Source organism: Thiopseudomonas sp. SA1F2-1K (genome assembly GCF_057443035.1).
This window is the reverse complement of the sequence record NZ_CM172014.1, coordinates 894,399-913,972: the sequence shown is the minus strand read 5'-3', so window position 1 is coordinate 913,972 and position 19,574 is coordinate 894,399. Positions and strand designations below refer to the sequence as shown.

The window sequence follows — 19,574 nt, the reverse complement described above, 5'->3', positions numbered from 1 at the left end:
ATACATACAGCTAGCCCTATATTTCAGCGCTAGTGCAGCACTAGGATTTGCCTTACCCCATGCTAGACAACGAGCTAAAACACACTATTCAGTCTGCTTACAGTCGCTTTTTAGAGCAAAAAGCGCTTAAGCCTCGCTGTGGCCAACGACTGATGATTGCCGAAGTAGCCAAAGCCGTCGGCGCAATTGAGGTTGATGAAGAAGGTGTGCGTGAGGGTGAACCGGCCATTATTGCCATTGAAGCAGGCACCGGTACCGGTAAAACGGTAGCCTATAGCCTAGCTGCCATTCCTATTGCTAAGCGCGCGCAGAAAAATCTAGTACTAGCCACAGCAACTGTGGCGCTACAAGAGCAAATTATCCATAAAGACTTACCCGACCTGATTAAAAACAGCGGGCTACAGTTTAGTTTTGCCCTGGCCAAAGGGCGTGGCCGTTACCTATGCCTCTCTAAGCTTGATATCTTATTACAAGAAGGTCATGCCCAAGGCACCACAGCAGAACTATTTGCCGATGAAGGTTTTCGAATTGAAGTTAATCAAGAAAACCTTGAGTTACTTTCAAAAATGATGGAGCGCTTAGCCAGTGGACGTTGGGATGGTGACCGGGATAGCTGGCCTACCACCTTAGAGGATCAGCAATGGTCACAAGTTACCACTGACCACAGCCAATGCACCGGCCGACATTGCCCTAACTTTGAGCAATGTGTGTTTTACAAAGCCCGTGAAGGCATGACCAAAGCCGATGTGATTGTCACTAACCATGACATGGTGCTGGCCGATTTAGCACTGGGCGGCGGCGCGGTCTTACCGGCACCTAAAAACACCCTGTATATTTTTGATGAAGGCCATCATCTGCCAGATAAAGCCATTAATCACTTCGCTTACCAAACGCGCCTAAAAAGCACGGCTGACTGGCTAAATCAGGTGGACAAGAACCTCACCCGCCTGCTTGCACAAAACCCCATACCTGGTGATTTAGGCCGTTTGCTAGAGCAAGCCACCGTCAGCGCTAAAGAGTTACGGCCATTACAACAATTTATGTTTAATGCTTGTGAAGAGGTCGCTGCTTTTGACTGGGGAGCCCAACAGGAAAGTTACGAGGCTCCCCGCTATCGTTTTATTGGCGGCATTATCCCTGAGCCATTACTTGAGCTCGGCAGCCAGCTAAAACAAGGATTCTCCCAGCTAGTAACCCAACTTTCTTCTGTCACCGAGTTACTAAAAAAAGTAATGGATGAAGACACCAGCTTAGGCATCACCGCCGCGCAAGCAGAAGAATGGTATCCCTTATTTGGTAGCTTACTGGCACGGGCTGAAGCTAATTTTTCATTGTGGGCCACCTTTACTGCCGAAGATGCCGCCGATGAGCCGCCGAATGCACGCTGGTTGTCAGTGCCAGAGCGCGGCAGTATGGATATTGAAGTCAATGCCAGCCCTATTTTAGCGGCCCAGACTTTAAGGCAGTCCCTATGGAATCAAGCCTATGGCGCGATTGTTACTTCCGCCACCTTAACTGCGCTCGGTAACTTTACCCGCTTTAGTATGCGCGCGGGCTTACCTAAATCCACTGTCACTGCCATAGCACCTAGTCCTTTTTCCTACGAGCAAGCTGGTGTTTTACATGTGCCTGACCTGAAGGCTGATCCACGCCAAGCCGAAGCCCATACCGCCGCCATTATTCGTGAACTACCCTCTATTCTTGAGCAGGCGCAAGGCAGCTTGGTGCTGTTTTCTTCTAGGCGGCAGATGCAAGATGTGTTTGATGGTTTAGAAACTGATTGGCGTCAACGGGTATTGGTGCAAGGTCACCTATCCCGCCAAGAAACCCTCACCCAACATAAAGCCCGAATTGATCAAGGAAAAAAATCGACTCTTTTCGGGTTAGCCAGTTTTGCTGAAGGAGTAGACTTACCGGGCGCTTATTGCGAGCACGTCGTCATCGCCAAAATTCCCTTCACGGTTCCCGATGATCCAGTAGAAGCTGCCTTAGCAGAATGGATTGAAGCCCGTGGTGGCAACCCCTTTATGGAAATTGCGGTGCCCGATGCCTCGCTAAAGTTAGTGCAAGCGTGTGGCCGCTTATTGCGTAACGAGCAAGATAAAGGCTCGGTCACCTTACTCGATCGCCGAGTAGTAACTCAGCGTTATGGTAAAGCCATATTAAACTCGCTACCGCCCTTTAAACGCCAAATTGATTACTAAACCATGCTTGCACTTGACCAATTAAATGGCACCTACACCCCAGCTTTTAGCTCACTGGCTACAGAGTTTGCTCAATTATTTAATAGCCCAGAGCAACGGGGCGCAGCACTCTGCGTGATGCATGAAGGCGAGGTGGTAGTGGATTTGTGGGCCGGTTATAGCGATCGCGCTCGCACTCAGCCTTGGCAAGAGAACACCTTAGTTAACTTATTTTCTGCTGGTAAGCCCATTATCAGTGCCGCGATTTTATTACTGGTCGAGCAAGGAAAACTGGCGTTAGAGCGCCCAGTTGCAGACTACTGGCCGGCTTTTGCCCAAGCCGGTAAAGAGCAAATTACCGTTGCCCAGCTGCTTAACCATCAAGCTGCCATACCGGCAATCTCTCGTCCACTAACCGCTCAAGCACTGTACGACTGGCCATGCATGACCCAAGCAGTAGCTGCTCAAGCGCCATGGTGGACACCCAGCGCTACTCACCATGGCTATGCTCCGATGACTTTTGGCTGGCTAACGGGCGAGCTGGTTCGACAAGTAACAGGCTTAATGCCAGGCGAGTTTATTCAGCAGTCTCTTTGCCAGCCTTTAGCATTAGATTTATATCTTGGCTTGACTGCTGAACAGCTAACAAGGGTTAGCGATGTTAGTCGCTTAAAAACGGTTGGGGATAATGCTGCCCAACAACTCATGACACGCCTACAACAGCCTCAAAGCTTGACCCACTTAGCGTTTAATAATCCGCCAGGGATGCTTAATCAAACCAATACCCCGCAATGGCGTACCATGCAGCAACCTGCGGCTAACATTCATGGCACCGCACGTGCTTTAGCCAGCTTTTATCACGCGTTACTTAGTGGCCAGCTGCTAGAGCCTGCAAGTCTTGCAAACATGTGTCACCAACACAGTGTGGGGCTAGATCGAACTTTAGGCTTAGCTACCCGTTTTGGCTTAGGCGTCCTGCTTGATCAAACACAGCCTGCCACTGCTCGCTTTAATTTATTTGCAAATTCTTTCGGTCACCCCGGTGCGGGTGGTACACTGGGTTGCGCGAATGCGGCAAAAAATGTGGCCTTTGCCTTCGTCACCAACAGCCTAGGCCCTTATGTATTAATGGACCCTAGAGCCCAGCGATTAACCCATAAAGTGACCGAATTACTTAGTTAAGGACAATATTAGTAACCCTAGCCATTGCTCTTTACTACTCATCATCATGGATTGACCACCCTTAATAGGGGATTTTAGGCTAACAAAATGAAAATAATGTATTTAGGTGTATTACTTATTTTTTTAGGCGTTGGCTGCCTTTCTGGACAAATTTATTACGATTGGCTAAGCGCCATTATTAACCGCGAAGCCCTAGGGGAAACCTCTTACTCTTTAATTGCTGGCATTTTAGGTTATATCTCTGCTGGATTGCTGATTTCAGGGATGGTTCTGCTGCCCTTATCGCTACGCTCTAAGGTCAAACAAATGCCGAACAAGCCAGCACAAAAAACCAGCCATCAACATAATTCTTCCACTGTGCGTTAACTGTACTATTAACTGGCTGGGCGAATTTTATTGATTAAATAACGCAGATCAAAACCTAACTGAGCTGTCACTTGCATGGCTCGGTTGCGCAGCGTCGCAAGATCTAACTGGGCACTATCATGCTGCGGCACTAAGACAATCACATTGCCATCGGTTACAGGAATTTCCCAGTAATTTCGCCCAAACACCCCGCGTAAAATAGGTGCACCTAAGGGCTTACCTTCCCAGGTTGCCCACTGATTAATAATCAACCAACCACCTGGCTCCAGTAAATCATAACAATGCCGTAAAAAGCCCCACTGCAAATGCCCTTGATCAGGACCTTCTTCTAGATACAAATCAACAAAGATCAAGTCGCTCCGCTCCGCACTGGATAACAGCCGATGGGCATCACCAATGCGGATCGTTAACCGCTCATCCTGGGGAAACCCCAAATACTGTTCAGCTAAACGCAGCACCTCGGCGCGTAGCTCAATCACTTCAACATCAAATAGATCAGGTAAAGCCTTTAAGCAAGCATGGGTGACGGTCCCAGCCCCTAAACCTAAAAACAATGCGCTCTCAGGCTGCGGATGCAGTAGCGCAGCTAACAGCATGGCCCGCGCATAGTCATACTCTAACCAAGCCGGATCGGCAGTCAGTACACGGCTTTGCTCAGCTTGGGTTTGGCCAAACTCTAAAAAACGATACAACCCCCGTTCAACCACACGAATCAAACCGTGCTCATCCTCAACTTCGGCTAAAATTTTGGGCGCTCGAAACAGTTGCCTCACCGCGTACACACTCCTACTCTTACACCAGCTAAGTGAACTGACTTAGCCAAAACAAAAAAGCCTGAGGATAATCCCTCAGGCTTTGTGCGCTACAGACTCCACCTTAAGCAGACAACTCAAGCAGCAATTTATTCAAGCGCTGAACATAAGCCGCCGGATCCTTGAGATGATCACCCGCGGCTAATGCCGCCTGATCAAACAAGACTAGGGCTAAGTCAGCAAAGCGCTGCTGATTCGCTTCGGCATCCAGCTTGGCGACCAAGGGATGCGTTGGGTTGATTTCAAAAATCGGCTTAGACTCAGGCACCGCCTGACCACTGGCTTCTAAGATTTGGCGCATCTGCAAGCCGAGATCTTGCTCGCCAATAGCTAAAATAGCCGGAGACTCAGTTAGGCGATGGGACACCCGCACCTCTGCGACCTGTTCTTTCAAAACTTCAGTCAAGCGCTCAATTAAGCCCTCTTTTTCTTTAGCGACCGCTTCTTGCGCTTTTTTGTCCTCTTCTGAATCAAGGGCGCCTAAATCTAAATCACCGCGTGCTACGTCAACTAAAGCTTTACCCTCAAACTCGGTGAGATAGCTCATCAGCCACTCATCAATACGGTCAGTAAGCAACAGCACCTCAATACCTTTTTTACGGAAAACCTCAAGGTGCGGGCTATTTTTTACCTGATCGTAGCTTTCACCGGTTAAGAAATAAATCTTATCTTGACCTTCCTGCATCCGCTCTAGGTAACTTGCAAGACTAACATTCTGCTCGGCATTGCCATTATGGGTTGAAGCAAAGCGCAGTAAACCGGCTACTTTTTCTTTGTTAGCAAAGTCTTCGGCAGGGCCTTCTTTTAACACTTGACCAAAGGCCTTCCAGAACGTCTGATAATCTTCCGGTTGATTCTTTGCCATTTTCTCCAGCATATCCAGCACTCGCTTAGTCAGAGCGGTTTTCATGCTATCGATCACTGGATCTTTTTGCAGGATTTCACGGGAGACGTTTAAAGATAAATCGTTAGAATCGACAATTCCTTTGACAAAGCGCAGATACAGCGGCAAAAACTCTTCTGCCTGATCCATAATAAATACCCGCTGCACGTACAACTTTAAGCCTTTAGGTGCCTCGCGGTGATACAAATCAAATGGCGCACGCTTAGGAATGTATAACAATGAAGTATATTCAAGCTTGCCCTCAACCTTGTTATGACTCCAAGTTAATGGGTCTTCAAAGTCATGGGCTACATGTTTATAAAACTCTTGATACTCTTCGTCTTTCACTTCAGAGCGTGAGCGAGTCCAAAGCGCACTAGCGCGGTTGACCACTTCCCACTCTTCACTTGCCTGCTCCTCTTCAGCACTGACTTGTTTTGGCAATTCAATCGGTAACGCCACATGATCGGAGTACTTAGTAATAATGTTGCGCAAGCGCCAGCCATCGGCAAACTCAGTTTCATCGTCTTTTAAATGCAGAACAATTTTAGTGCCGCGGCTTTCTTTAGTTATCGGCGACAGATCAAACTCACCCTCACCTTTAGAACTCCAAAGCACACCTTGCTCAGCACTTTCACCGGCACGACGGGTATACACATCCACCTGCTTCGCTACGATAAAGGCCGAATAGAAGCCCACCCCAAACTGACCAATTAATTGCGAATCTTTTTTCTGATCGCCGGTTAAACTCTTTAAAAAATCTGCAGTACCTGATTTGGCGATGGTACCAAGGTGTGCGATCACCTCTTCGCGATTCATCCCAATGCCATTATCTTCAATGGTTAACGTCTTAGCCTCTTCATCAAAGCTAACGCGAATTTTTAGCTCCGGATCTTCCGCTAATAACTCTGGCTTAGCCAAGGCTTCAAAGCGCAATTTATCGACCGCATCTGAAGCGTTAGAAATGAGTTCACGCACAAAAATTTCTTTGTTGGAATACAAAGAATGAATCATCAGATGCAGTAATTGTTTGACTTCAGTTTGAAAGCCAAGGGTTTCAACACTCATTGTTTAAACTCCGCTAGTTACGACCGATAGGTTTTAGATAGCTCAGTTATGGGGATTAATCTTTAGTAATTCAAGGCGTTAGCTAGCGGATTAGTTTTTTCACTGAATACTATTGCCAATCAATCGCTTTTTTAGCCCCAATCCCAGCGATAGAAAAATAAACGCTTTTTTTAGAACGCTAGGTTTGAGTCAAGGCAGCCTTTCGCGTAGACTACTCTCCCGTCTCGTGCTGGCTTGGTGTCTGCTTTTTTCTAAAAGCGATACTGGTTAGCCACTATCGCTTTCCTTGGTGGACATTCCACCTACACGCTAAATCCAGGTACTTATATGACGCGTTATATCTTCGTCACGGGCGGTGTTGTTTCTTCATTAGGAAAAGGCATCGCTTCCGCATCCTTAGCTGCAATTTTGGAAGCACGAGGGTTAAAAGTCACTTTACTAAAGCTTGACCCTTACATTAACGTCGACCCCGGCACCATGAGCCCTTTTCAGCATGGTGAAGTATTTGTGACCCATGACGGCGCAGAAACGGATTTAGACTTGGGCCACTACGAGCGCTTTGTTCGTACTACCATGACCCAAAATAACAACTTCACCACTGGCCGTGTGTACGAAGACGTGATTCGTCGCGAACGTCGTGGCGATTATTTAGGGGCTACCATTCAGGTAATTCCTCATATCACCAATGAAATTAAGCGCCGAATCATTAAAGGTGCTGGCGATGCAGACATCGCAATGGTCGAAATTGGTGGCACTGTGGGTGATATTGAGTCGCAACCCTTCTTAGAGGCCATCCGTCAGCTACGCGTAGAAGTAGGCGCCAAACGCGCCATGCTCATGCATTTAACTTTAGTACCTTATATTGCTACTGCCGGCGAAACCAAAACCAAGCCTACACAGCACTCAGTTAAAGAGCTGCGCTCAATTGGCTTACAACCTGACGTGCTTGTCTGCCGTTCAGACCGTTCAATTGACGTCGACTCTCGCCGTAAAATTGCACTGTTCACCAACGTCGAAGAGCGCGCAGTCATCAGTCTGCCCGATGTCGATACCATCTATAAAATCCCAGGCGTATTACATAGCCAAGGCGTAGACGACTTTGTTATGGAGCGCTTTGGTTTAGAGTGCAAGCCCGCTGATTTATCTGAGTGGGACCGGGTAATTGATGCCAAGCTTAACCCTACCGAAGAAGTCACCATCGCCATGGTCGGTAAGTACATGGAACTGCTCGATGCCTATAAGTCGCTTATTGAAGCGATGAGCCATGCGGGAATTGAAAACCGTACCAAGGTTAACCTGCGCTACATTGATTCAGAAGAAATTGAAACTAAAGGCTTAGCTGCACTGAAAGATGTGGACGGCATCTTAGTGCCTGGTGGCTTTGGCTTGCGCGGGGTCGAAGGTAAAATTAAAGCCGTGCAATATGCCCGTGAAAATAAAATCCCTTACCTTGGCATTTGCTTAGGTATGCAGGTGGCGGTGATTGAGTTTGCGCGTAACGTTTTAGGCTGGAGCGATGCTAACTCCACAGAATTTGATAAAGACTCGAGCCATCCAGTGGTGGGCCTAATTTCTGAATGGCAAGATGCTTCAGGCAGCAAAGAGCAGCGCGACGAAGCCGCCGACCTGGGTGCCTCTATGCGTTTAGGTGCACAAAAGTGCCAGCTGATGCCAGGCACCAAAGTACACAGCAGCTATGGTGCTGATCTAATTGAAGAGCGTCACCGTCACCGTTATGAGGTGAACAATACGCTTCTGCCACAACTAGAAGCAGCAGGACTGATTGTCTCTGGTCGTTCAGAAGACGGCGCTTTAGTTGAAGCAGTTGAAGCCCCTGATCATCCTTGGTTTGTGGCCTGCCAATTCCACCCTGAATTTACTTCAACCCCACGTGACGGCCACCCACTGTTCCGTCAGTTCGTTAAGGCTGCAGTTAAACAAAAGGCACTTAAAGCATGACGCAAAAAGTAATCCGTGTCGCAGATATTGAAATCGCTAACGACAAGCCCTTTGTCTTGTTTGGTGGCATTAACGTACTTGAGTCACGGGACTTAGCCATGCAAGCCTGTGAAGAATATGTACGAGTGACTGAACGCTTAGGTATTCCCTATGTGTTCAAGGCAAGCTTTGATAAAGCCAATCGCTCGTCCATTCATTCATTTCGTGGTCCTGGCCTTGATGAAGGATTAAAGATTTTTCAAGAAATCAAAGACACCTTCAACGTTCCAGTATTAACTGACGTGCATGAGCCCTACCAAGCAGCACCGGTAGCCGAGGTGTGTGACATTATTCAGTTACCGGCGTTTTTATCACGCCAAACTGATTTAGTCGTGGCAATGGCGAAAACTGATGCAGTGATCAATATCAAAAAAGCACAGTTTTTAGCCCCCCATGAAATGAAACACATCCTCACTAAGTGCGAGGAAGCCGGTAACGAGCAACTGATTTTATGCGAGCGTGGCTCGGCCTTTGGCTATAACAACTTAGTGGTTGATATGCTGGGCTTTGGCATCATGAAGCAGTTCAACTACCCAGTGTTCTTTGACGTGACCCACTCGTTGCAAATGCCAGGCGGACGCAGTGATTCCGCAGGCGGTCGCCGCGCGCAAGTCACGGACTTAGCCAAAGCTGGCATGAGTCAAGGATTGGCGGGGCTTTTTTTAGAAGCCCACCCTAACCCTGAGCAAGCCCTGTGTGATGGCCCTTGTGCACTACGTCTAGATAAGCTCGAGCCTTTTTTAACTCAGCTCAAACAGCTAGATGATTTGATTAAAAGTTTTTCACCGATTGAAACGGCTTAATGCCCCCACTTTGCTCGCCAGCGGCTGAGGGCGAGCAACAGTTTGTTTATTACGGAGAGTCCAACCCCATGGCAAAAATTGTCGACATTAAAGGTCGCGAAGTCCTTGATTCACGCGGCAACCCAACCGTTGAAGCGGATGTTATTTTAGACAATGGCATCATTGGCAGTGCCTGTGCACCTTCAGGTGCTTCGACTGGTTCGCGTGAAGCATTAGAGCTACGCGATGGCGACAAAGCACGCTACCTCGGTAAAGGTGTATTAAAAGCCGTCGCCAATGTTAACGGCCCAATCCGTGACGCCCTCTTAGGTAAAGATGCGACTGAGCAAAAAAATCTTGACCAAATCATGCTTGACCTAGATGGCACAGAAAACAAAGCCAACTTAGGGGCCAATGCTATTCTCGCAGTGTCTTTAGCCGCAGCTAAAGCAGCAGCACAAGCTAAAGGCATGCCGTTATACGCACACATTGCCGAGTTAAATGGCACCCCTGGTGTATATTCAATGCCCGTTCCGATGATGAACATCATCAATGGCGGCGAGCATGCTGACAACAACGTGGACATTCAAGAGTTCATGATTCAGCCAGTCGGCGCTAAAACTTTTGCCGATGCTTTACGCATGGGTGCTGAAATTTTCCATCATTTACGCGCAGTATTACAAGGTCGTGGCCTTAACACCGCAGTCGGTGATGAGGGTGGCTTTGCGCCAAACCTTGAGTCCAACGAAGCCGCGCTTGGCGCTATTGCTGAAGCAGTAGCTAATGCCGGTTACACCCTAGGTGAAGACGTTACCCTCGCCCTTGATTGTGCCGCAACTGAGTTCTACAAAGATGGCCAGTACAATTTAGCAGGTGAAGGCAAGCAGTTTGATGCCACAGGCTTTGCAGACTATCTCGCAGGCCTCACTGAGCGTTTCCCAATTATCTCGATTGAAGATGGTATGGATGAGTCCGACTGGGATGGCTGGAAAGCTCTGACTGATAAAATCGGTGACAAGGTTCAGCTGGTGGGTGATGACCTGTTCGTAACCAATACTAAGATTCTAAAGCAAGGCATTGAGACCGGCACCGCCAACTCAATTCTGATTAAGTTCAACCAAATTGGCTCGTTAACAGAAACCTTAGAGGCTATTCAAATGGCAAAAGCTGCAGGTTATACCGCAGTTATTTCACACCGCAGCGGCGAAACTGAAGACAGCACCATTGCTGATTTAGCTGTTGGTACAGCTGCAGGCCAAATCAAAACAGGTTCTCTCTGCCGCTCTGATCGTGTAGCTAAATACAACCAATTGCTACGTATTGAAGAGCAGTTAGCTGGTAAAGCGCCTTACAAAGGTCGCGCTGAATTTACCCGCTAAGTTAGAATAAATTCATCTGATTTATTCGCAATCCCGAGCGGACTCAGCTACAGTCGCTCGGGATTCTTTTCTCTTAATGTGAACCCTAGTCACCATGATTAAGCGCCCCTACTTATCTATCTTTATTGTCCTGGTTGCGATCGCCATTTTTTTACAATATCAACTGTGGAACAGCGATGATGGGATTAAGGCGGTAGCACGTTTATCTGAGCAAATTGCCGAACAGCGAGCAGAAAATGAAACCCTGCTCGAGCGTAACTTGGTGCTAGAAGCTGAAATCATTGAACTGAAAAAAGGCCTAGAAACCGTCGAAGAAAGAGCCCGTCAAGAACTAGGCATGATTAAAGACGATGAAACCCTCTACTTAATTCTGCCATGACCGCACTCCCTAATTTTTGGTTAATTATTCCTGCTGCAGGCGTAGGAAGCCGAATGGGCGCCTCACTCCCCAAGCAATACCTTACAGTAGCTAGGCAAACAATTTTAGAACACACAGCAGACTGCTTTTTAACTTTACCTAACTTACTCGGCGCCGTAATTGCTACCTCCGCCGAAGATAGCTATTGGCCAACTTTGGCGCTAGCGCAACACCCTAAAGTAATTAACTGCTTAGGCGGCAAAGAACGAGCCGACACCGTCCTTCTTGCTCTAAAAACGCTGCAGAGCCATGGCGCCCTAGCCGATGACTGGGTACTGGTACACGACGCCGCTCGCCCTAACTTGGCACAAAATGACCTCTTTAAATTACTGCATGAAGTTGCTCAAGCAGAGGCTGCTGGTGGCATTTTAGCTTACCGCGCCAAAGATACACTCAAACGTCAACAGCCTAACTCGCAAGCGCCTGCAAGTATTGAGCAAACCATTGATCGCAGTGTTATTTGGCATGCCCTAACTCCACAAATGTTTCGCTTAGGCACCTTACTTAACGCCCTCGAGCGTGCTTTGCAACAAGACCTCAACATTACCGATGAGTCTTCGGCAATTGAAGCGGCAGGCTTAAGCGTTCGCTTAATCGAAGGCCGCAGCGACAACTACAAAATCACCTACCCCGAAGATTTAGCTATTTTCCAACAGCAATTTAAAACTAAAGTTTGATTGCTAAACCCAGCCAACTTGAATAAACCAACAATTAAGCGCTAAACTCTCAGCGCTAGTTCATAGCATTAAACATTCAAGGAAGTTGTTGTGGAGACAGTAATCATTTACTTAGGCTTCATTTTGTTAGCAGTGAGCTATTTAGCGCTTACCTACCATATGCTGAAAAAAGACACTGCTAAAGGCTTTTTATGCCTATTACCGCTGTTCAGCCCATTCTTTTTCAGCACTCGCTCAGCTCAAGATAAAAAGTTACTGCTGATCGCCTTAAGTGGCGTACTTGCATTAGCGTGCGGCACTAGTCTTGCTTTAGCCAAACAGCTTGAACAACACCCAAGTGCTACCCTCCACAGCTCTTTTTTTGAGTTATCAAACTTGATCAGTGGCGAGTTACAGCAAGCTAAACAAAAAATCCTGCCCACCTACAGCAACGCTAAAATTCATGCATTTTGGCAGGACAATAACCTGTATTTAGTACGTAATATCTCTAAGCAACCACCACAGATGATAAAAATTCATTTACCGGTTCAAACCTTAAAAAATCTAGAACTCAATATTTTGCCCACCGATAAAATGCCTGGCACAACAGTACAGATCTCACAAGCTAGCTCTAGCAGAGGGCAAGGCAGTCAACAGCTATTTACTGAGGGCTACACCCTAGGGCTAAAAGTGATCGATAGCGATCAAGAGATTCTTAAAGGTCGATTATTTTTAGACTTGCCTGGTGACTTTGGTGAGTGGCAGGGTGATCTTGTTATTGCTAACCAATTTCCCTGATTCCTCGCGCCAAGCGCTAGGATTTGCTGAGTCTGGCTAAGCATTACAGGGAACTTTTAGCGCTATCAACAGCTCTTATGGCTTTGTTAGTGCTATAACCAATACTTTTCTGCCATTGTAATACCTCATACGTTAAGGAAACATCATGAAAAAAACATTACTTAGCTCATTCATTATTGCTGCTTCTTTGGGCTTAGCGGCCTGTGACTCTGCAGAAGATAAACAACAAGCAGCTAAAGACTCCTTATCCGATGCAGCCACTTCAGTTAAGCAAGCAGCCAATGAAACCTCCAGTGCCATCAGCCAAAAAGCTGAAGAAACCAAAGAAGCAATGGCTGATAAGCTAGAAGACGCACAAGATGCAGCCAAAGACGCGCTAGACGACAGCCAAGAAGCCACTGACAAGCTTAAAGAAAAAGCAGAAGATCAAGCAGCCGAAGATGCGCAAGAGGCCACTAAAGAAGCAGCAGAAAAAACCGAAGAAGCTGCAGCCGCTAAGCTAGAAGCTGCCAAAGAAGGCACTGAAAAAGCCCTAGACAATGCTAAAGATAAAGTAGAAAACAAAATTGACGCTGAAAAAGATGCAGCAGAAGCTAAATTAGAAGCAACCCAGGAAGCTGCTAAAGAAAAAGCCTTAGATGCAAAAGCAGCTGCCAATGAAAAAACTGAGGCCCTTGAGCAATCGGCCAAAGATAAACTTGATGCCGCCAAAGAAAGTTTAAATGCAGAAAAAACGGATGCCGCAGCTAAGCTACAAGAAGCTAAAGATGCAACCAAAAATGCATTTGAGTCGGCTAAAGAGAAAGCAGAGCAATAATTTATTGCGCTAATCTAGCTAATTTTAGTTAGGTGTTAAGAAAAAAGAGAGTTCAAGGCATTTTGGACTCTCTTTTTTTGTGTTGAGCAGCTATAGTTTTAAAAATTTTTTACTTTTAAAACAAGGTTGATCTAAATGCTACATCGTATCGTAGTTGTGGGAGGAGGCGCTGGCGGTTTAGAGCTAGCGACTCGCTTAGGCCGAAGTCTAGGCAAACAAAAAAAAGCACGTATTACCTTAGTTGACCCCAACTTAACCCACATCTGGAAGCCCCTACTGCATGAAGTGGCTACCGGCTCACTTAGCACAGACAACGAGCTAAACTATGTGGCTCAAGCCAAATGGAATCACTTTAACTTTCAAATTGGCCGCCTCACTGGATTAAACCGTACCGAGAAAACCATTGAGCTAGCGGCTACCTATGATGAGGCCGGCCATGAATTAGTACCGGCTAGAACCTTAGGCTATGACACCTTAGTGATTGCAGTAGGTAGCCTAACCAATGACTTTGGCACGAAAGGCGCCGCTGAACACTCGATTTTTTTAGATAGCCCAAAACATGCAGAATCTTTTCATCAGCAGCTCTTAGGCGAATACCTAAAAGCCCATGCCAAAGAAGAAGAAAGCACCGTCAATATCGCCATTGTCGGCGCTGGCGCCACCGGTGTAGAGCTAGCCGCTGAGCTGCGTAATGCCGCGCAACAGCTATCAGCCTATGGCTTAAGTAATATTCGCCCAGAAAACATGAAGATCCACCTGATTGAAGCAGGCCCCCGAGTCCTGCCTGCTCTTTCCGATAAGATCGCCCGCGAAGCACATCAGCAATTACTCAAATTAGGCGTAAATGTACAAACCTCTTCAGCGGTTGAGGAAATTACTGCTGAAGGCGTGCACTGTAAAAATGATGTGTTTATTCCAGCCTCGCTAAAAGTTTGGGCTGCCGGAGTACGCGCACCTAAGTTTCTAACCCAATTAGATGGCCTAGAAACCAATAAAATTAATCAGCTGGTGGTACGTAATACTCTACAAACCACTTTAGACGATAATATTTTTGCCATGGGCGACTGCGCAGCCTGTCCATTATTTGCTGGCAGCGAAAAAAATGTACCACCTAGAGCTCAATCGGCACACCAGCAAGCCGCTTTTTTAACTAAAGCCTTAAAACTGCATTTAAATAAGCAACCTTTACCCGATTATCTGTACAAAGATTATGGCTCACTCGTATCCCTATCTAAATACAGTGCCGTAGGTAATATTATGGGCGGCCTGATGCGCACCGTAAACGTTGAGGGCTGGTTAGCCCGCATGTTTTATATTTCGCTCTACCGTATGCATCAAGTGGTGCTATTTGGTGTGTTTAGAACCGGGTTAATGATGATTACCGATAAAATCAGCAAACGGACTCATCCACGAATGAAGCTACACTGATTAAGCACTCTTGCTTAAATTAGGTTAACCCAACAGCCATCAATAGAAAGTAACTGACTTTCTATTGATGCTCAGCAGCGCGACTAACCAAGCACTGTGACATCCTAACTTTTTAGGCTAAATAACGTAAGGAGACATCATGCGTTCAGTTCGAAGCATCTTAGTTGTATTAAACCCTGCCTATGAAGAACCGCCGGCCCTGATCCGTGCCAAGCATATTGCTCAGGTAACCCAGTCTGATCTCTACTTATTAGCCTGCGATAAAGACGGCAGTCAACATCAATCTGTGCAGCAACTGATAACCAAACTACGCGATGAGGGCTTTAGCGTAAAGGGTGAGGCCAGCTGGCATAACTCCTTCCATGAAACAGTAATTCAAGCCCAACAAGCTTTTAACTGCGGCTTAGTGATTAAAGAGCACCATGCCGAAAACCCACTGAAAAAAGTTCTGTTAACCCCTGAAGACTGGAAACTACTGCGCTTCTGCCCTGCTCCCGTATTAATTGTTAAAACCACCCATGATTGGTCCAATGGCAATGTATTAGCCGCGGTTGATTTAGGTAATACTGAGCCTGAACATCGCGAATTACAGAACAGTATTGTCTCTACGGGGCTAGAGCTAACCCAAGTCACTAAAGGCAAACTACACCTGTTTACCGCTCACCCCTCGCCTATGCTGTCAGCCGCTGACCCCACCTTCCAACTACGCGATACCATTGAAAATCGCTATAAAGGGCTGTGTGACAGCTTAGTCAGCTTATTTGACTTGGATCCCGCTTTAGTCTCACTCAAAGAAGGTCCGGCTGATCTTTTAATTCCACGCACTGCTGACGAAGTAGGTGCAGTGCTCACGGTCATGGGTACTGTGGCACGCACGGGTTTGTCTGGTGCTCTGATTGGTAATACCGCAGAGGTCGTGCTAGATAGCATCCAAACAGATGTCTTAGTGCTTAAACCTCAAGATCGAATTGAGCAATTAGAGCGCGACCTAAAAAATAAAACTTAATTTCATTTAATTTTAGCGATAAAAAAAGCTGGGAGCTTATGGCTACCCAGCTTTTTTATTAGCAGCGATGCTTAAGAAGCGGCTTGAATCTTTTTCAGTTCTTCATCCCGCAACTCACGGCGTAAAATTTTACCTACGTTTGTAGTAGGTAATTCATCTCTAAACTCAATTTCACGCGCTACCTTATAACCGGTTAAGTTAGCACGCATATGCTTAACTACTTCATCTTTAGTTAAGGTCACGCCAGGTTTTAAAGCTAAAAATACTTTAACTTTTTCTCCCGTTTTATCTGAAGGAATACCAATCGCCGCACTTTGTAAGACGCCTGGAATTTTAGCTAATACATCTTCTAACTCATTGGGATACACGTTAAAGCCTGACACTACAATCATGTCCTTTTTACGATCCACAATGCGCATATAGCCATCTTCTTGAATCAGCGCAATATCACCGGTTCTTAACCAGCCATCGTCACTTAGCACTTCTTTGGTTGCTTCTTCGCGCTGCCAGTAGCCCTTCATCACTTGCGGGCCTTTAACGCAAAGCTCACCCGCTTCACCCAGAGGCAATTCAACCCCTTCTTCGTCAATAATTTTACATAGGGTAGAAGGTGCAGGAATACCAATAGTACCTAACTTAATGGCTTGAATAGGGTTTACCGAAACAATAGGACTCGTTTCAGTCATGCCGTATCCTTCACAAATTTTTGAACCGGTTAACTCCGTCCAGCGCTCAGCCGTAGCAATTTGCAGCGCCATACCACCCGATAAGGTGAGCTTTAAACGAGAAAAATCTAACTGACGGAATTTCTCGTTATTGCACAACGCCACAAATAATGTATTTAAGCCCACAAAACCTGAAAAACTGAATTTTTTCAGATCTTTAATCATGCTCGGTAAATCTCGCGGGTTAGTGATCAGTAAGTTGTTATTACCGGTAATCATCATCGCCATACAGTGCAGTGTGAAGGCGTAAATGTGGTACAGCGGTAAAGGAGCCACCACCGTTTCTTTACCCTCTTCTAAGTTACTGGCCATTAACACCCGAGCTTGCTGCATATTGGCAATCAGGTTTTTGTGGGTCAGCATGGCGCCTTTTGCTACGCCAGTGGTACCGCCAGTGTATTGCAGTACCGCAACATCATTTAAGTCTGGATCAACATTACGCGCCGCTTTAGCTGAGCCTTTTTTCAGCGTATCATTGAAACTAATGGCGTTGGCAATATGGTAAGCCGGCACCATTTTCTTCACGAATTTCACTACATTATTGACTAAGAAGCGTTTTAGCGGTGACAACATATCACCTACTTCAGTAATCACTACTTGCTTAATTTGCGTCTTCGGTAAGACTTCCTCAACCAAGTGCGCCATGTTGGCTAAACACACAATTGCGGTGGCACCGGAGTCAGTAAACTGATGCTCCATTTCACGGGCGGTATACAGCGGGTTAGTGTTCACCACAATCAGTCCGGCACGCATCGCACCAAACACTGCAATCGGGTATTGCAGTAAGTTAGGCAGTAAAATAGCAATGCGATCGCCTGGCTTTAAATCGGTATGGTTTTGAATCCACGACGCAAAGTGCCCAGATAACTCATATAACTCACCATAGGTTAATTGCTTACCTAAGTTAGTAAAGGCGGGATTGTTGGCAAATCGACGGCACGATTCAAGCATCACCGCTTGGATATTGGGATACTCTTCTGCATTAATTTCTGTAGGAATACCTTCAGGGTATTTATCTTTCCAAAAACTCTCAATCATCTACCTGCTCCTACGATGTATTGACTAATCATATGCTTATTACTGCTAGCCGGGCAGTTTTTATGGCTAAAGACTAAAACGACTAGCAATTTTCTGTGCTGATCAGTAGCAATGATCGCTGTTACAGAAAGACTAGAACGCTTGTTTAAAAAAACGATAACAGCTTTAAAATCACCCCACTAGCATTGGCAACCTTACTTTAGTCATAACTATCGCGAGTTTTTGTGTTTCTTAAAGGTTAAACTTAGGACGCTAAATTTATTATTCTTTCGTTCAACAATTTAGCCTTTTTTGGCCTTGTAACTTTCAGCTATTAGTCACAAAATAATATAGTAATACCACTAACGATATATAGTGTATTTCTCAGACTGAAGTACACTCCTCTATTTTTAAGGAGTTACCCATGACGATTGCCACCAATACCCCCTACGAAGAACTGACCGTAGGCCAACAGGCTACCTTTACTAAAGCCGTAACGGAAAAAGATATTCTGATGTTTGCAGCTGTGTCAGGAGATGCCAATCCAGTACACCTAGATGCAGAGTTTGCCGCCACCACTATGTTCAAAGAACGTATTGCTCACGGCATGTTCAGCGGTGCTTTAATCAGTGCGGCTATTGCTTGCGAACTACCAGGGCCTGGCTCGATTTATTTGGGTCAAGAATTAACCTTCACTCGCCCAGTCAAACTAGGCGATACCCTGACGGTAGAATTAGAAGTTCTAGAGAAGCTACCTAAAGGCCGTGTTCGCATCGCAACCCGTGTCGTTAACCAAGAAGGCAAAGCCGTGGTTGAAGGCGAAGCTAAAGTATTAGCGCCCAACGAAAAATTGTCCCTTGAGTTAGCCACTGTACCTAACTTTATTGCTGAATAATCATTCAGCGATCCCTGGCTTATTAGCTAGCGCTTAGCTAATAAGCCAGCATTAACTTCACAGCAAGCACCTTGTGGCAAATCGCCTAAGTGCCAAGGACCAATACGTACCCGCACCAAACGTAAGGTCGGCAAACCAACCGCCGCCGTCATACGTCGCACCTGTCGGTTGCGTCCCTCACTGATTGTTAGCTCAATCCAGCTGGTAGGAATACTGGCTCGATAACGCACCGGTGGTACCCGTGGCCATAGCCCTTGGGGCTCTTCTATTAAGCGTGCTGTAGCCGGTTTGGTGACGCCATCTTTAAGCTGCACTCCCTGCCGCAACTGCTCCAACTGAGCTTCGCTGGCTTGCCCCTCGACTTGCGCCCAATAGGTTTTGCTGACCTGATATTTTGGCTCACTGATTCTGGCCTGTAAGCGCCCATCATTGGTTAACAGCACCAAGCCTTCACTGTCTCGATCAAGGCGACCAGCTGGATACACATCTTGGCGCTGCACATAGTTTGCGAGAGTGGCTCGCCCTTGTCCGTCGGTAAATTGAGTTAAAACATCAAAGGGCTTATTCAGCATAAGTAACACTGGTGCGCTAGTTTTGGCAGAACCCGAATGTGGTCGTCGAGTACGTGGTTTAGACACAGCTTTAGTTGCCACTGAAAACTTTTTGCCGCGTCTAGCTCCCTTCACTTCACTCATGCTTGGAGCAGGCTAATCAATTGTTCAATCCAAGGCACAGCATCTAGCTCTGGGGTTACTGTCGCGCTGCCATCCAGTCTCAGCATCGGCTGTAATTCAGTAATACCTAACTCAGCAAACATTTCCCGCACCTGCTCACCGCCCGCGCAAAACGTTTCACCATAACTGGCATCACCCAAAGCAATAATAGCGCCTTGCTTAATCGCCCACTGGGGTGGCATATCTTGCAACTCATGCACCAAGACGTTTAAAGCCCCAGGCAACTCGCCCATACCGGTGGTGGACGTCACCACTAATAGTACCTCAGCCTCACTGGCAGCTAACTGCTGATAGGTCACACGGTTGTTATACTCAACATCAATTCCTTGGGCTTGTAACATTTCCTCGGCTGCATAGGCCACTTCTTCTGAGGTACCAAATACCGTTCCAGAAACAATCACTACTTTCTTCATTACTGTACTCCAGC

General features: G+C 46.6%; 18 protein-coding genes. 13 read left to right on the top strand and 5 right to left on the bottom strand.

Annotated elements, in window-relative coordinates; translation table 11 throughout:
- Positions 1-59 precede the first annotated feature (59 nt).
- The 3 genes from dinG (at position 60) to AC2T15_RS04360 (ending at position 3,731) form a co-directional block, all read left to right on the top strand.
- Entirely contained in the window at positions 60-2,204 is a 2,145-nt protein-coding gene (gene dinG / locus AC2T15_RS04370) for an ATP-dependent DNA helicase DinG (RefSeq protein WP_486778828.1), read from the top strand.
- A 3-nt stretch (positions 2,205-2,207) separates the two neighbouring features.
- Complete coding sequence (locus tag AC2T15_RS04365) at positions 2,208-3,365, top strand: serine hydrolase domain-containing protein (RefSeq protein ID WP_486778827.1); 1,158 nt, start codon at positions 2,208-2,210, stop codon at positions 3,363-3,365.
- A gap of 87 nt (positions 3,366-3,452) precedes the next feature.
- Positions 3,453-3,731 carry a hypothetical protein gene (locus tag AC2T15_RS04360; protein ID WP_148561481.1) on the top strand — a complete coding sequence of 93 codons (279 nt, stop codon included), beginning with the start codon at positions 3,453-3,455 and terminating at the stop codon, positions 3,729-3,731.
- An 8-nt stretch (positions 3,732-3,739) separates the two neighbouring features.
- Here the strand turns inward: AC2T15_RS04360 and AC2T15_RS04355 are convergent, their stop codons facing one another.
- Entirely contained in the window at positions 3,740-4,495 is a 756-nt protein-coding gene (locus tag AC2T15_RS04355) for a spermidine synthase (RefSeq protein WP_053103595.1), read from the bottom strand.
- A gap of 112 nt (positions 4,496-4,607) precedes the next feature.
- Entirely contained in the window at positions 4,608-6,494 is a 1,887-nt protein-coding gene (htpG, locus tag AC2T15_RS04350; protein WP_053105272.1) for a molecular chaperone HtpG, read from the bottom strand.
- A gap of 327 nt (positions 6,495-6,821) precedes the next feature.
- Here htpG and pyrG point away from each other — a divergent pair, with 327 nt between their 5' ends.
- The 9 genes from pyrG (at position 6,822) to AC2T15_RS04305 (ending at position 15,776) form a co-directional block, all read left to right on the top strand.
- Positions 6,822-8,453: a CTP synthase gene (gene pyrG, locus AC2T15_RS04345; RefSeq protein ID WP_053101697.1), complete on the top strand. Its 1,632-nt coding sequence runs from the start codon at positions 6,822-6,824 to the stop codon at positions 8,451-8,453.
- Positions 8,450-9,295 (top strand): 3-deoxy-8-phosphooctulonate synthase, encoded by an 846-nt coding sequence (gene kdsA, locus AC2T15_RS04340; RefSeq protein ID WP_053102237.1) that lies wholly within the window; start codon positions 8,450-8,452, stop codon positions 9,293-9,295. Before pyrG ends, kdsA begins: the two co-directional genes overlap by 4 nt.
- Positions 9,296-9,363: 68 nt before the next feature.
- Entirely contained in the window at positions 9,364-10,653 is a 1,290-nt protein-coding gene (gene eno / locus AC2T15_RS04335; RefSeq protein WP_053106729.1) for a phosphopyruvate hydratase, read from the top strand.
- A gap of 94 nt (positions 10,654-10,747) precedes the next feature.
- Positions 10,748-11,032, top strand: coding sequence for a septum formation initiator family protein (locus tag AC2T15_RS04330; protein ID WP_286594288.1), 285 nt, complete (start codon positions 10,748-10,750; stop codon positions 11,030-11,032).
- On the top strand, positions 11,029-11,748 hold the full coding sequence (gene ispD / locus AC2T15_RS04325; RefSeq protein ID WP_286594286.1) for a 2-C-methyl-D-erythritol 4-phosphate cytidylyltransferase: 720 nt from the start codon (positions 11,029-11,031) through the stop codon (positions 11,746-11,748). The genes AC2T15_RS04330 and ispD overlap by 4 nt, the downstream gene beginning before the upstream one ends.
- 90 nt (positions 11,749-11,838) lie before the next feature.
- On the top strand, positions 11,839-12,525 hold the full coding sequence (locus tag AC2T15_RS04320) for a hypothetical protein (RefSeq protein WP_486778826.1): 687 nt from the start codon (positions 11,839-11,841) through the stop codon (positions 12,523-12,525).
- 145 nt (positions 12,526-12,670) lie between these two features.
- On the top strand, positions 12,671-13,342 hold the full coding sequence (locus AC2T15_RS04315; RefSeq protein WP_486778825.1) for a hypothetical protein: 672 nt from the start codon (positions 12,671-12,673) through the stop codon (positions 13,340-13,342).
- A 135-nt stretch (positions 13,343-13,477) separates the two neighbouring features.
- Complete coding sequence (locus AC2T15_RS04310; protein WP_053101692.1) at positions 13,478-14,770, top strand: NAD(P)/FAD-dependent oxidoreductase; 1,293 nt, start codon at positions 13,478-13,480, stop codon at positions 14,768-14,770.
- A gap of 139 nt (positions 14,771-14,909) precedes the next feature.
- Positions 14,910-15,776 (top strand): universal stress protein, encoded by an 867-nt coding sequence (locus tag AC2T15_RS04305; protein WP_286597288.1) that lies wholly within the window; start codon positions 14,910-14,912, stop codon positions 15,774-15,776.
- Between the two features lie 71 nt (positions 15,777-15,847).
- On the opposite strand, the gene fadD1 is transcribed toward AC2T15_RS04305, so the two are convergent.
- Complete coding sequence (fadD1, locus tag AC2T15_RS04300; protein WP_053101690.1) at positions 15,848-17,539, bottom strand: long-chain-fatty-acid--CoA ligase FadD1; 1,692 nt, start codon at positions 17,537-17,539, stop codon at positions 15,848-15,850.
- 403 nt (positions 17,540-17,942) lie between these two features.
- On the opposite strand from fadD1, the gene AC2T15_RS04295 reads away from it, so the two are divergent.
- A complete protein-coding gene (locus AC2T15_RS04295; protein ID WP_053101689.1) occupies positions 17,943-18,413 on the top strand; it encodes a MaoC family dehydratase in 471 nt (156 codons plus the stop codon).
- Positions 18,414-18,439: 26 nt separating this feature from the next.
- On the opposite strand, the gene AC2T15_RS04290 is transcribed toward AC2T15_RS04295, so the two are convergent.
- Positions 18,440-19,108, bottom strand: coding sequence for a pseudouridine synthase (locus tag AC2T15_RS04290; RefSeq protein WP_080997004.1), 669 nt, complete (start codon positions 19,106-19,108; stop codon positions 18,440-18,442).
- Positions 19,105-19,560 (bottom strand): flavodoxin domain-containing protein, encoded by a 456-nt coding sequence (locus tag AC2T15_RS04285; RefSeq protein ID WP_053101688.1) that lies wholly within the window; start codon positions 19,558-19,560, stop codon positions 19,105-19,107. The genes AC2T15_RS04290 and AC2T15_RS04285 overlap by 4 nt, the downstream gene beginning before the upstream one ends.
- Positions 19,561-19,574 lie beyond the last annotated feature (14 nt).